Raw genomic sequence first — 13,241 nt, 5'->3', positions numbered from 1 at the left:
ACCCGCCGGTAGCCGGAATGTCTCGCACCTCGGCGAAGACCTCGTGGAAGCCTGTGTGTGAACAGGGTCGGGCTATCCGAGGGCCGGCGCGGTAGAGTTTGAGTGCACGCTCTCAGACGAACGAAGGATCGCTCGAAGACATGACAACTCTGTCCTGGACTGAACTCGACAACCGCGCAGTCGACACTGCCCGCCTCCTCGCCGCCGATGCGGTCCAGAAGGCAGGGAACGGACACCCGGGCACCGCGATGAGCCTGGCTCCCATCGCCCACTACCTCTACCAGCAGGGGCTCACCCACGATCCGGCCGACCCGACGTGGGTCGGCCGTGACCGTTTCGTCCTCTCCTGCGGGCACAGTTCGCTGACTCAGTACATTCAGCTCTATCTGGCCGGTTTCGGTCTCGAACTCGACGACCTCAAGGCGCTGCGGACGTGGGGTTCGCTGACTCCGGGCCACCCGGAGGTCGGACACACCGCCGGCGTCGAGATCACCACCGGCCCGCTCGGTTCGGGGCTCGCCTCGGCGGTGGGTATGGCCATGGCGTCCCGTCGCGAACGCGGACTCTTCGACCCCGAAGCGGCACCCGGCACCTCACCGTTCGACCACTCGATCGTCGTGCTCGCCTCCGACGGTGACCTCGAAGAGGGCGTGTCCGGTGAAGCCTCGTCTCTGGCCGGCACGCAGGAGCTGTCGAACCTGCTGGTGATCTGGGATGACAACAGGATCTCCATCGAGGACGACACGGCCATCGCCTTCGGCGAGGACACCGCTGCCCGCTATGCCGCCTACGGCTGGCATGTCCAGCACGTCGACTTCACCTCCGGCGGGGACTACAACGAGGACATGGACGCCTTCCACGCCGCCGTCGAAGCCGCACGTGCCGACTCCCGCCCGTCATTCATCCGTCTCTCGACAATCATCGCCTGGCCGGCCCCGAACGCCCAGAACACCGGCGGTTCGCACGGAGCCGCTCTCGGTGAAGACGAGATTCGCGCGACCAAGGAGATCCTCGGCTTCGATCCGGAGGCGGAGTTCGCCGTCGCCGACGAGGTGCTGGCCCACACTCGTTCGGCTCTCGATCGCGGTCGGAAGGCACACCTGAAGTGGGATGAGTCCTTTGCTCAGTGGCGCAGCGCGAACCCGAAGCGCGCCGAACTCTTCGATCGCCTCTCCACACGTGAGCTTCCGGCCGGTCTCGATGCCGCCTTCCCGGTCTTCGAAGCCAGTGAGAAGGGCATCGCCACCCGTGCGGCCTCGGGTCAGGTCCTCAACGCGATCGCCGAGGTCATGCCTGAGCTGTGGGGCGGATCGGCGGATCTCGCCGGTTCGAACAACACGCTCATCAAGGGCGAGTCGAGCTTCCTGCCCGCCCACCGGTCGACCGGTGCCTTCAGCGGCAACGAATACGGACGCAACATCCACTTCGGCGTCCGTGAGTTCTCCGCCGGTCTCATCGGCAACGGCATCGCCCTGCACGGTGGAACCCGTCCTTACAACGGCACCTTCCTCGTCTTCAGCGACTACCAGCGTCCGGCCGTGCGTCTGGCCGCCCTCCAGCAGCTGCCGAACCTCTTCGTGTGGACCCATGATTCGATCGGTCTCGGCGAAGACGGGCCGACCCACCAGCCGATCGAGCACCTTTCGGCTCTGCGTGCCATTCCCGGCCTCGACGTCGTCCGGCCCGCGGATGCGAACGAGACCGCCGTCGTGTGGCGCAGGATCCTCGACCGCACCGATGGGCCCAGCGGCCTCGTCCTCACCCGTCAGGCCGTGCCGGTCCTCGACCGTGAGAAGTACGCCCCGGCCTCCGAGGCCGCCCGCGGCGGCTATGTGCTCACCGACACCGGAGACCAGCCCGAGGTCGCGATCCTCGCCAGCGGCTCCGAGGTCGCCATCGCCCTCGAAGCGGCTTCGGCCCTGGCCGAAGCCGGAACCGCGGCACGTGTGATCTCCATGCCCTGCCAGGAATGGTTCGATGCGCAGCCCGAGGACTACCGCAGCACGGTCCTGCCGCGCGGACTCAAGGCACGCGTGAGCATCGAAGCCGCTTCGGCGATGAGCTGGCACAAGTACCTCGGCGACGCCGGACGTGCCGTGTCGATCGAGCACTTCGGCGCCTCGGCGGACTACGCGACCCTGTACGAGAAGTTCGGCATCACTTCGGCGGCCGTCGTCGATGCCGCGAAGGAATCCATCAGCGCAGCGAAGGCGGAAGCATGAGTGAACGACTGCATGAGCTGAGCCAGGCGGGCGTGTCGATCTGGCTCGACGACCTGTCCCGCACACGGCTCGAGTCCGGCGATCTCGCCCGACTCATCGACGAGGCCTCGGTCACTGGGGTCACGACGAATCCGACGATCTTCGCGAACGCGATCTCCGCCTCGCAGGCCTATGATTCCGCGGTCGCCGAGCTCGGTGCGCAGGGGGCCGATGTCGATTCGGCCATCGAATCCCTGACCACAGCGGATGTCGCTGAGGCGGCCCGTCTGTTCCGGCCCGTCTTCGACTCCACCGACGGAGACGACGGTCGTGTGTCGATCGAGGTCGCTCCCCCGCTGGCCCACGATGCCGCGGGCACCGTCGAGTCCGCGAAGGCCCTGTGGCAGCGCGTGGGCGAACCGAACGCGATGATCAAGATCCCCGCCACCGAGGAGGGGCTGCGCGCGATCTCCGAGACGATCGCCGCGGGGATCAGCGTCAATGTCACCCTCGTGTTCTCTCTGTCGCGCTACCGCCACGTCGTCGAGGCCTTCCTCCAGGGCCTGGAGAAGGCGCGCGCGGCCGGACACGATCTGTCGACGATCCGGTCGGTCGCCTCGGTGTTCGTCTCCCGCGTCGACGCGGAGATCGATTCCCGCCTCGACGCCCTCGATGATCCGGCGGCGACGGAGCTCAAGGGCCGCGCCGGGATCGCGAACTGCGTGCTCGCCCACGAGATCCACTCGCAGCTGTTCACCTCCGAACGGTTCAAGGTCCTCGAACTCGCCGGAGCTCGTCCGCAGCGTCTGCTGTGGGCTTCGACGGGGGTGAAGAACCCCGACTATGCGGACACCATGTACGTCACCGGGCTCGTCGCCGCGAACACAGTGAACACGATGCCCGAACCGACGATGGAGGCCTTCGCCGACCATGGTGAAATCGCCGACGAGATCACGCCCGAGGACTACCGGGCCGCCGATGAGCTCTTCGACGCTCTGGCCCGCCTGGGGATCGACTATGCCGAGGTGATGACCGTGCTCGAAGAGCAGGGACTGGAGAAGTTCGACGTCAGTTGGGCCGAGCTGCAGGATACGATCCGTACGGCACTGGACCGGTCATGAGACTCGCACTCGAAGTTCCGGTCCAGGACGAGTTCGACGCCGAGTCGGCACGTCTCGTCGAAGCCGGCCTGGCTTCGGCTCTCAGCCGCCAGGACGCTTCGCACTTCGCCGGAGCGCAGGACGCCGCGGACCGTCTCGGCTGGGTCGATCTGCCCGACCGGGCCGAAGAGCTGCTCACCCGGGTCGAGACCCTGCACGCCGAACTCGTCGATCGGGGTCTGCGCACCATCAGCCTCGCCGGGATGGGCGGGTCCTCGCTCGCACCGGAGGTGATGACCGCGGTCGCGGGTGTCCGTCTCGAGGTCATCGATTCGACGGATCCGGATCAGGTCGCCGAGGCGATCGGCACCGATCTCGAACACACCGTCCTCATCGTCGCCTCCAAATCGGGGTCGACGGTGGAGACGGATTCCGTGCGCCGCAGCTTCGCCGCGGCTTTCGAGTCTGTGGGCATCGATCCGGCTTCCCGGATGATCGCGATCACCGATCCGGGCACCGAACTCGATCGACTCGCCAGCGACCTCGGGTTCCTCGCGACCTTCCACGCCGATCCGCAGGTCGGGGGCCGTTTCAGTGCGCTCTCGGCGTTCGGGCTCGTCCCCGCCGGTCTGGCCGGGGCAGATGTGCGATCCATCGTCGCCGAAGCGGCGGCCGCGGCCGCCGAATTGAGCACCGACGCGACCGACAATCCGGCTGTGGCCTTCGGCACGTGGCTGAGCATCGGCCATGCCCGGGCGACGGAGAAGCTCGTGCTTGCCGAGACCTCCCCGCGCCTGCGGGGACTGGCGGCCTGGGTCGAACAGCTCATCGCCGAATCGCTGGGCAAGGACGGACAGGGAATCCTGCCCGTCGTCGTCGATTCCCCCGACGACATCGGTTTCAGCGATGCTCGTGCGGATGCGCTGCTGTGCCTGCTCGGGCCCGCGGCGGATCCATCGGGCCTGGGTGCCCCCTCCGGTTTCGAAGCCACCGTCGACGGCAGCCTCGGCGAGCAGTTCCTGTTCTGGGAGTATGCGACGGCGATCGCAGGCTACAGCATCGGTGTCAATCCCTTCGACCAGCCCGATGTGGAGGCCGCGAAGGAACAGGCCCGACATCTGCTCGACGGACCGGACTCCGGCCGTGCCGAGGAGCCGGTCTTCCGTTCCGGGGACGTCGACGTGATCGAGGTCGTCGACGGCGCCACGGACCTTGTGGGTGCGTTGGAGGAGCTCTTCGCGCAGGTCGACGAATACGGTTACATCGGCATTCAGGCCTATCTCGATCGGATCGCCGACGCCGATGCGGCCACGCTGCGGTCGCTCGTCTCGACGCATGCCGGGGTGCAGACGACGTTCGGTTTCGGTCCCCGGTATCTCCATTCGACCGGTCAGTATCACAAGGGCGGACACCCCAACGGCGTGTTCCTTCAGATCACCGGCGAGGCACGCACCGACCTGCTGGTGCCCGGCCGCGCCTACGGCTTTGCACAGCTCCAGCGTGCACAGGCCGCAGGCGATGCGGCAGTGCTGCGGGACAGCGGCCGTCCGGTACTCAGGGTCCACCTGCTCGATCGTCGCCGTGGTCTGGCACAGCTGCGCGAGGCGATCGGCCGGATCAGCCCCCGCCACCACTTCGGCGTCGACTGACCATGTGACGGATGAGAAGGACCCCGACCGATGCGGTCGGGGTCCTTCTCTTTGTCATCTGCCCATCCGGGCGGAGTTCTCGGCTCGGGGCCGATCGTGCCTCAGGCGTTGAAGCGGGTGAGGATGCCCAGCAGGACGATGCAGGCGGCCCACACGATCGCCAAGAGCGTGGTGAAACGGTTGAGGTTGCGTTCGGCGACTCCCGACGAACCCAGCGAGGAGGACATTCCACCGCCGAACATGTCGGACATGCCACCGCCCTTGCCCTTGTGCATGAGGATCAGCAGGGTGAGGAAGATGCTCGTGAGGACGAGCAGCACGATGAGAATGATGTTGAGGATTTCCACGTCGGATTCAACCTATGTTTCGTTGAGAATGTCGTCGAGTGATGCGTTCGTCAGTCTACTTCGCGACCGCGGCCTTACACAAAGCGGCGAAGTCCGGGCCGCTGAGGCTGGCGCCTCCGACCAGGGCTCCGTCGACGTCTGCGTCGGCGACGATCTCGGCCACATTGTCGGCCTTGACCGATCCGCCGTAGAGGATGCGGGTCGACTCCGCCATGCCGTTGCCGTACTTCTCGGCCAATCGGGCCCGGATCGCCGCGGCCATCTCTGCCGCATCGGCGGCTGTGGCGGTCTCACCGGTGCCGATCGCCCACACGGGTTCGTAGGCGATGACGAGACCTTCGAGCGCGGAGGCGTCGAATCCGGCCAGCGACTCCTCGAGCTGGTCGAGGGTGAAGTCGACGTGGGTCTTCTCCTGCCGCTGCTGCAGCGACTCCCCCACGCACAGGATCGGCGTGAGTTCGGCCGACAGTGCCGCCCGGACCTTCGCGGCCACGACCTCATTGGTCTCATGGTTGTCCGCCCGACGTTCACTGTGCCCGATGACGACGTAGCTGCAGCCGAGCCGGGTGAGGAAGGTCGCCGCGATCTCACCGGTGTGAGCACCGGGAGCATGCTGGGACACATCTTGGGCACCGTACTTCAGCCACAGCTTGTCACCCTGGACGAGGGTCTGCACGGAGCGGATGTCGGTGAAGGGTGGGATCACGACGACTTCGCAGCGGCTCTCATCGAGCTTCGCGTCTTCGAGGGCCCAGGCGAGTTTCTGGACGCTGGAGATCGCTTCGAGGTGGTCGTGGTTCATCTTCCAGTTGCCTGCCAGCAGCAGGGTGCGGTCGCTCATGTTCGTCTTCTTCCTCATCCGAGTGCGTCGAGTCCGGGCAGGGTCTTGCCTTCGAGGTATTCGAGGCTGGCGCCGCCGCCGGTGGAGATGTGGCCGAAAGCGTCATCGGAGAATCCGAGGCTGCGTACGGCGGCTGCGGAGTCTCCGCCGCCGACGACGGTGAGTCTTTCGGCGGGATCGATGTCAGCGGATCGCGCCTCATCGGTCAGTGCAGTGGCCACGGCCTTGGTGCCGGCGGAGAACGCCTCGAATTCGAAGACTCCCATGGGACCGTTCCAGAACACGGTCGCCGAACTCGCGATGATCTGTGCATAGGTCCGTGCCGTCTTGGGACCGATATCGAGCCCGAGCGCCGAGGCGCCGGCCGGGGTGGATTCGAGTTCGGTGAACTCGCGCACCCAGTGCTCGGCGTCTGCGGAGAACTTCTCGGCCATGACGATGTCCTGGGGCAGGACGATCCGTGCCGCCCCGTCTCCGGCCGACGAACGCTCCAGGTAGGCCTTGACGTCGTCGATGCGGTCGGTCTCCACGAGGCTCGATCCGATGGGGTGGCCCATCGCGGCGAGGAAGGTGAAGACCATTCCCCCGCCGATGAGCAGATTGTCGGCACGGTCGAGGAGGTTGTCGATGACACCGAGTTTGTCCGAGACCTTCGAACCGCCGAGGACGACGGTGAAGGGCCGGGCCGGGTCGGTGAGCAGTCGGTCGCTGACTTCGACTTCCGCACGGACGAGAGACCCGGCGAAGTGCGGGAGCAGCTCGGCGACGTCGTACACGGAGGCCTGTTTGCGGTGGACGACCCCGAAGCCGTCGGAGACGAAGTCATCGGCCAGCCCGGCCAGCTGTGCGGCGAACTCGCGGCGTTCGGCTTCGTCCTTCGACGTCTCCCCCGGGTTGAAGCGCAGGTTCTCCAGCAGCAGGACCTCCCCGTCGCTCAGCGCGGCGGCCTTGGCCTTCGCCTCCTCACCGACGGTGTCAGCGGCGAAGGCGACGGGACGACCGATCGCCTCGGCGAGTTCGACCGCGATGGGAGCCAGCGAGTACTGCGGGTCCGGGGCGCCCTTCGGCCGGCCCAGGTGCGACATCACGATGACCTTGGCCCCCGCCTCGGCGAGGTCTGTGATCGTTGCCGCCGAGGCGGCGATGCGTCCGCGGTCGGTGATGGTGCCGTTGTCCATCGGCACGTTGAGATCGCTGCGGACGAGCACCGCGTGGCCGGCGAAGATGCCCGCATCGTCGAATGTCCTCATGAGTCCCTTTCGCTGAGAATGTAGCTGACCATGTCTTTGAGCCGGTTCGTGTAGCCCCACTCGTTGTCGTACCAGGCCACGACCTTGATCTGATCTCCCAGCACCATCGTGAGCTTGGAGTCCACGATCGCCGAGGCGGTGGTGCCGACGATATCGGTGGAGACGAGTTCGTCGGTGGAGTATTCGAGATAGGCGGAGTCCTCCGCCGCGGCGGCGAGGATTGCGTTGACCTCGTCGCGGTCGGCGCCGCGGGACGGAGTGAATGTGAAGTCGATGATCGATCCGGCAGGCACCGGCACACGCACGGCGAGTCCGTCGAGTCTGCCTTCGAGGTGGGGCATGACGCGGCCGACGGTGCGTGCCGCACCGGTCGTGGTGGGCACGATGTTGACCGCGGCGGCGCGGGCGCGGCGCAGGTCCCGGTGGGGCCCGTCGACGAGCATCTGGTCGCCGGTGTAGGCGTGGACGGTGTTGAGCAGCCCGGATTCGACGCCGAGCGCGTCGTCGAGGGCCTTGACGACGGTGGCCATGCAGTTCGTCGTGCATGAGGCGTTCGAGACCACGGAGTGCGTGTCCGGATCGAAGTCGGACTCGTTGACGCCCATGACGAAGGTTGCGTCGACATCTTTGCCGGGGGCGGAGAGCACGACCGTGGACACGGTTCCGCCGAGGTGGGCCTCGGCCTGATCCCGGCGAGTGAAGTGACCGGTGGATTCGACGACGAGTTCGACTCCGTGCCGCGACCAGTCGATGGCGGCGGGGTCGGATTCGCTGAACACCGCAATCTCACGGCCGTCGACGGTCAGCGCATCAGCGCTGGCCTCGACAGCGTGGTCGAAGCGCGGCCACACGGAATCATGTGTCAGCAGGTGGGCCAGGGTGGCGGTGTCGGTGAGGTCGTTGACGGCGACGACTTCGAAGTCGGTGCCGGGTTCGAGGGACAGACGGAACAGGGCACGGCCGATACGGCCGAAGCCGTTGATGGCGATTCGTCTCATGCCTCGATCTTAGCGATCCTCGAGCATTTCCGGGGTCAGGCTGGCTTCGGTGCCGGGAATTCCCAGTTCTTCCGCATGCTTGTCCGCCGTCGACAGCAGTCGGCGGATGCGCCCGGCGACCGCGTCCTTCGTCATCGGCGGGTCGGCGAGCTGCCCGAGTTCCTCCAAGGAGGCCTGTTTGTGGGTGACACGCAGCTGCCCGGCATACCGGAGGTGTTCGGGGACCTCGTCTCCGAGGATCTCCAGGGCTCGTTCGACGCGGGCGCCGGCGGCAACCGCCGCGCGTGCCGAACGGCGCAGGTTCGCATCGTCGAAGTTCGCCAGACGATTCGCTGTGGCGCGGACCTCGCGACGCATCCGGCGCTCCTCCCACGCGAGCACCGCGCTGTGGGATCCCATCCGGGTGAGCAGGGCGGCGATATCGTCGCCGTCGCGGATGACGACCCGGTCGACTCCGCGGACTTCGCGGGCCTTCGCACTCAGGCCGAGTCGGCGGGCGGCTCCGACGAGCGCCAGTGCCGCTTCCGGGCCGGGACAGGTGACTTCGAGGGCGGAGGAACGTCCGGGTTCGGTCAGGGAGCCGTGGGCGAGGAAGGCACCGCGCCAGGCGGCCTCGGCATCGGCGACGGATCCGTTGACGATCGCCGAGGGCAGGCCGCGCACGGGTCGTCCCCGGTTGTCGACGAGACCGGTCTGGCGCGCCAGGGCTCCGCCGTCGCGGGTGACACGAAGCAGGTAGCGGTTGGAACGGCGGATTCCGGCGGCGTTGATGACGACGATATCGGCATGCTGGCCGTAGAGGTCCTTGACCTCGGCGCGCAGACGCTTCGCCGTTTGGGCGGTGTCGAGTTCGGCTTCGAGCACGATCGAGCCGTTGACGAGATGGAGGGCGGAGGAGAACCGGAAGATCGAGGACACCTCGGCTTTGCGGGCGGCGGTGCGGGTGATCCTCACTCGCGCCAATTCATCCTTGACCTGAGCGGTCAGTGCCATTGCTCGTCCTCCTGAACCAGATGTCCTACCACTGCTCGGCAACGCCGATCCCTGCGTCTACCAACATGTCACGGTAGCACGCTGCGAGTTTGAGACTGTCATGCTGTCCCTGCCTGCGTGAGCGCAGCGGACGTTGCCACAGTTTGGCGCCGAAGAGATCCTCTGCCTGCTGCGGCAGGTCGGGTTCGAGCTCGGTCGCCGCCTCGTCGACGAGGACATAGTCCAGCCTCAGCTCGGCTGCGTGCCGGTGCAGGGAGGCGAGGTGTTCGCCGAGGCTCAGGTCCTTCGTCTCCCCATCGGTCGAACTGAGATTGAGAGTGAGGGATTTCACCGCGTCGGAGGCCACGATCGCTTCGGCGAGCGAGGGGACGAGCAGATGCGGCATCACCGAGGTGTACCAGGATCCGGGGCCGAGGTTGAGCACATCGGCTTCGTGTACGACTTCGACGGTTTCGTATCGGGCCGGCGGTGCGGCGGGGTCGAGGCGCACGGTCTCGACATGGCCGAGGGTGGAGGCGAGCACGGATTGTCCGCGCACGACTTGGAACGATCCGGGGAACTTCACATCGGCTTCGATCGTCAGCGGTACCGAGGACATCGGCAGCACGCGACCGTGGGCGCGCAGCAGCCGGGCCATCCAGTCGAGTCCGGCGACATGGTCGCCGTGGATCTGCCACAGAGCGGCGATGAGCAGATTGCCCACGGCATGGCCCGAGAGTTCGCCGTCGGATTCGAAGCGGTGCTGGATGACGTCGCGCCAGGTCTGCCCCCAGGTGCCGTCATCGCACAGCGCGGCCAGCGCCATCCGCAGATCGCCGGGCGGCAGTCCCCCGAGCTCGTCGCGGAGGCGACCGGACGATCCCCCGTCATCGGCGACGGTGACCACAGCGGTGAGGTCCTCGGTGAGCAGGCGGAACGCCCGCAGGGCCGCATAGAGTCCGTGGCCGCCGCCGAAAGAGACGATGCTCGGACCGTCGTTCTGCGTCCCCGAGGTGATCACGGGCAGGTCTTCGGTCTCCATGTCATTCTCTTCCCAAGTCGCGGTGGCGCACGGTCACGGGAATGCCCGTCTGCGCGGACAGGAGCTTGCCGACGCGTTCGCTGATGGCCACGGACCGGTGTTTGCCTCCGGTGCAGCCGATGCCGATCATCGCGTAGCCGCGCCCTTCGCGGAGGTAGCCTTCGGCCACGGTCGACAGGGTTGCAGCATAGCGTTCGATGAACTCCTCGGCACCGTTCTGCTCGAGCACGAAGGACGCGACATCGGAGTCGAGCCCATTGTGTCCGCGCAGGTGGGGAATCCAATACGGGTTGGGCAGGAAGCGGACGTCGGCGATGTGGTCGGCGTCCTTGGGCAGCCCGTATTTGAAGCCGAAGCTCATCAAGGTCAGGCGCAGCGGCGGAGTGTCGTCGTCGCTGAAGCGTTTGCGCACCTCAGCGGAGAGCTGATGGACGTTGAGATCGGAGGTGTCGACGATGATGTCGGCACGGTGCTTGAGAGTCTCGAGTTGGGCACGCTCGGCTTCGATGCCGTCGAGGAGGGTCCCTTCGCCCTGCAGCGGGTGGGGACGCCTCGTCGATTCGAAACGGCGCACGAGGACTTCGTCCGAGGCTTCGAGGTAGAGGATGCGCAGTGACAGTCCCTGATCGACGAAGTCGCCGATCGTCTCCTGCAGCTCCGTGTACTTCGTCCGTCCCTTGGCGTCGATGACGATCGCGATCTTGGGCAGAGCACCGTCGGCGCGGGCGACGAGTTCGACCAGCGGACGCATCATCTGCGGCGGCAGATTGTCCACGACGTACCAGTCCATGTCTTCGAGCACATTGGCCACGGTCGTCCTGCCCGCCCCGGACATGCCGGTGACGAGAACGACCTCGATGGGATGGTCGGAACCGTTCGGTTCGGCCTGCGTACTCACACGTCCTCCTCTGTCGGTGCCCGATCGGTGCCCGGGCACGGGGTCTCTGGGCACTACTCTAGGGCAGTTTCGTCGTGCTCAGTCGGCCAGTGCCGCGACGATCTTGGCCGCGAGCGAGGGACCGATTCCCTTGACCTCGCAGATCTCCTCGGCGGTGGCGGCACGGACCTTCTTCACCGACCCGAAATGACGCAGCAGAGCGGTGCGTTTGGATTCTCCGAGTCCCGCGATGTCGTCGAGGACCGAGCTGGTCATCGCCTTCGCGCGCTTCGACCGGTGGTAGGAGATCGCGAAGCGGTGGGCTTCGTCGCGCAGCCGCTGCATGAGGAAGAGACCTTCGGAGTTGCGCGGGAGGATCACCGGGAACGGGTCCTCGGGCACCCAGATCTCTTCGAGTCGTTTGGCCAGACCGACCACGGAGATGTCGACGATCCCGAGGTCCGTCAGCGCCTTCGTGGCGGCAGCGACCTGTGGACCGGCACCGTCGACGACGAGGAGGCCCGGTCGGTAGCCGAAGCGTTCGTCGGGTTCGTCGGAGCCCATCTGTTCGAGGTAGCGGCTGAACCGGCGGGAGACGACATCGTACATCGAGGCCGTGTCGTCGGCGGCGGCTTCGCCGTGAATGGCGAAGTGTCGGTAATCGCGCTTCTTCGCCATTCCGTCTTCGAACACGACGAGGGAGGCCACGACGTTCGATCCCTGGGTGTGGGAGATGTCGATGCATTCGATCCGCAGCGGGGCTTCGGGCAGGCCGAGATGCTCTTGGATCTCTTTGAGCGCCTGACTGCGGGTGGTCAGGTCGGAGGAGCGTTTGAGTTTGTGCTGGACCAGCGCTTCCTTCGCGTTCTTGTCCACCGTCTCCAGCGCGGCCCTCTTCTCACCGCGTTCGGGCACACGGACCGTCACTCGCGCCCCCCGCTGCTGGCTCAGCCAGGCTTCGAGGGACTCCTGATCGGCCGGCAGGGTGTCGACGAGGATCTCCTTCGGGATCGCCTCGGCGTCGAGACCGGAATACGCCTGCCGCAGGTAGTCGGTGGTCAGTTCCGCCGGAGTGTGGTCATCGGAGCGTTCGATGATCCAGCCGCGTTGACCGCGGATCCGGCCCTGTCTCACATGGAATACCTGTACGGAGGCTTCGAGCTCCTCGGTGACGAGGGCGAAGATATCGCAGTCGGCGCTGACCGAGAGGACCACGGCGGACTTGTCGAGCACCTTCTGCAGGGCGGTGATCTCATCCCGCAGACGGGCGGCCCGTTCGTAATCGAGCTCCTCGGCGGCCTGTGCCATCTCCTTCTTGCGGTAGCTGATGAACCGCCCGGTGTTGCCGGACATGAAGTCGGTGATGCTGCGGGCGAGCTCCCGGTGCTCGTCCTTGCTGATGTGGTCGACGCAGGGGGCCGCGCATTTGTCGATGTAGCCGAGCAGGCAGGGACGGCCGCTGCGTTCTGCACGCCGGTAGACCCCGGGGGTGCAGGTGCGCATCGGGAAGGCCCTGAGCAGCAGGTCGAGGGTGTCCTTGATCGCCCACACCTGGGCGAAGGGACCGAAGTACTTCACGCCCTTGCGGCGTTTGCCGCGGGTGATGAAGGCTCGCGGCACCTCTTCGTTCATGGTGATCGCGAGGTAGGGGTAGGACTTGTCGTCGCGGAACATGACGTTGAACCGCGGATTGAACTCGTTGATCCACGTCCACTCGAGCTGCAGGGCTTCGACCTCGGTGTCGACGACGGTCCATTCCACGGAATTCGCGGTGTGGACCATCGTCGACGTCCGCGGATGCAGTGCGACGGGGTTCGCGAAGTACGAATTGAGGCGGTTGCGGAGGTTCTTCGCCTTCCCCACGTAGATCACTCGGCGGTCGGGGTCCCGGAATTTGTACACGCCGGCCGAGGTCGGGATCGACCCCGTGGCCGGACGGTAGCTGGATGGATCGGGCATTCGGA

Annotated in this window: 11 protein-coding genes; 3 read left to right on the top strand and 8 right to left on the bottom strand. The window is 66.4% G+C overall.

The window, feature by feature from the left end; genetic code table 11:
* Positions 1–140: 140 nt before the first annotated feature.
* The 3 genes from tkt to ACQE2J_RS09885 are packed head-to-tail and all read left to right on the top strand — an operon-like array spanning position 141 to position 4,950.
* Positions 141–2,222 (top strand): transketolase, encoded by a 2,082-nt coding sequence (tkt, locus tag ACQE2J_RS09895; protein WP_135540992.1) that lies wholly within the window; start codon positions 141–143, stop codon positions 2,220–2,222.
* On the top strand, positions 2,219–3,322 hold the full coding sequence (gene tal / locus ACQE2J_RS09890) for a transaldolase (RefSeq protein ID WP_135540994.1): 1,104 nt from the start codon (positions 2,219–2,221) through the stop codon (positions 3,320–3,322). Before tkt ends, tal begins: the two co-directional genes overlap by 4 nt.
* Positions 3,319–4,950 (top strand): glucose-6-phosphate isomerase, encoded by a 1,632-nt coding sequence (locus tag ACQE2J_RS09885; RefSeq protein WP_135540996.1) that lies wholly within the window; start codon positions 3,319–3,321, stop codon positions 4,948–4,950. The genes tal and ACQE2J_RS09885 overlap by 4 nt, the downstream gene beginning before the upstream one ends.
* Positions 4,951–5,051: 101 nt before the next feature.
* On the opposite strand, the gene secG is transcribed toward ACQE2J_RS09885, so the two are convergent.
* From secG to uvrC, 8 genes are all read right to left on the bottom strand, one after another.
* A complete protein-coding gene (secG, locus tag ACQE2J_RS09880) occupies positions 5,052–5,297 on the bottom strand; it encodes a preprotein translocase subunit SecG (protein ID WP_135540998.1) in 246 nt (81 codons plus the stop codon).
* 55 nt (positions 5,298–5,352) lie between these two features.
* Complete coding sequence (gene tpiA / locus ACQE2J_RS09875; RefSeq protein ID WP_205683365.1) at positions 5,353–6,138, bottom strand: triose-phosphate isomerase; 786 nt, start codon at positions 6,136–6,138, stop codon at positions 5,353–5,355.
* 14 nt (positions 6,139–6,152) lie between these two features.
* Entirely contained in the window at positions 6,153–7,388 is a 1,236-nt protein-coding gene (locus ACQE2J_RS09870) for a phosphoglycerate kinase (protein WP_135541002.1), read from the bottom strand.
* Entirely contained in the window at positions 7,385–8,386 is a 1,002-nt protein-coding gene (gene gap / locus ACQE2J_RS09865) for a type I glyceraldehyde-3-phosphate dehydrogenase (RefSeq protein WP_426936270.1), read from the bottom strand. Before gap ends, ACQE2J_RS09870 begins: the two co-directional genes overlap by 4 nt.
* A gap of 9 nt (positions 8,387–8,395) precedes the next feature.
* Positions 8,396–9,379, bottom strand: a complete 984-nt coding sequence (gene whiA, locus ACQE2J_RS09860; protein WP_135541006.1) for a DNA-binding protein WhiA — start codon at positions 9,377–9,379, stop codon at positions 8,396–8,398.
* Positions 9,380–9,404: 25 nt separating this feature from the next.
* On the bottom strand, positions 9,405–10,400 hold the full coding sequence (locus ACQE2J_RS09855; RefSeq protein ID WP_135541007.1) for a gluconeogenesis factor YvcK family protein: 996 nt from the start codon (positions 10,398–10,400) through the stop codon (positions 9,405–9,407).
* A 1-nt stretch (position 10,401) separates the two neighbouring features.
* Positions 10,402–11,298, bottom strand: a complete 897-nt coding sequence (gene rapZ, locus ACQE2J_RS09850; protein ID WP_135541009.1) for an RNase adapter RapZ — start codon at positions 11,296–11,298, stop codon at positions 10,402–10,404.
* 78 nt (positions 11,299–11,376) lie between these two features.
* Positions 11,377–13,236 carry an excinuclease ABC subunit UvrC gene (uvrC, locus tag ACQE2J_RS09845; protein ID WP_135541011.1) on the bottom strand — a complete coding sequence of 620 codons (1,860 nt, stop codon included), beginning with the start codon at positions 13,234–13,236 and terminating at the stop codon, positions 11,377–11,379.
* Between the last annotated feature and the right edge of the window lie 5 nt (positions 13,237–13,241).

This window comes from Brevibacterium sp. LE-L (genome assembly GCF_050214925.1).
GTDB lineage: Bacteria > Actinomycetota > Actinomycetes > Actinomycetales > Brevibacteriaceae > Brevibacterium.
Note: the sequence above shows the minus strand (reverse complement) of the source record. Positions and strands in the feature narration are given on the sequence as shown.

Excerpts from the sequence above, each read along its gene's own strand:
- tkt (WP_135540992.1), top strand. The coding sequence starts at position 141 with ATGACAACTCTGTCCTGGACTGAACTCGACAACCGCGCAGTCGACACT.
- tal (WP_135540994.1), top strand. The coding sequence starts at position 2,219 with ATGAGTGAACGACTGCATGAGCTGAGCCAGGCGGGCGTGTCGATCTGG.
- ACQE2J_RS09885 (WP_135540996.1), top strand. The coding sequence starts at position 3,319 with ATGAGACTCGCACTCGAAGTTCCGGTCCAGGACGAGTTCGACGCCGAG.
- tpiA (WP_205683365.1), bottom strand. The coding sequence starts at position 6,138 with ATGAGCGACCGCACCCTGCTGCTGGCAGGCAACTGGAAGATGAACCAC.
- ACQE2J_RS09870 (WP_135541002.1), bottom strand. The coding sequence starts at position 7,388 with ATGAGGACATTCGACGATGCGGGCATCTTCGCCGGCCACGCGGTGCTC.
- gap (WP_426936270.1), bottom strand. The coding sequence starts at position 8,386 with ATGAGACGAATCGCCATCAACGGCTTCGGCCGTATCGGCCGTGCCCTG.
- whiA (WP_135541006.1), bottom strand. The coding sequence starts at position 9,379 with ATGGCACTGACCGCTCAGGTCAAGGATGAATTGGCGCGAGTGAGGATC.
- ACQE2J_RS09855 (WP_135541007.1), bottom strand. The coding sequence starts at position 10,400 with ATGGAGACCGAAGACCTGCCCGTGATCACCTCGGGGACGCAGAACGAC.
- uvrC (WP_135541011.1), bottom strand. The coding sequence starts at position 13,236 with ATGCCCGATCCATCCAGCTACCGTCCGGCCACGGGGTCGATCCCGACC.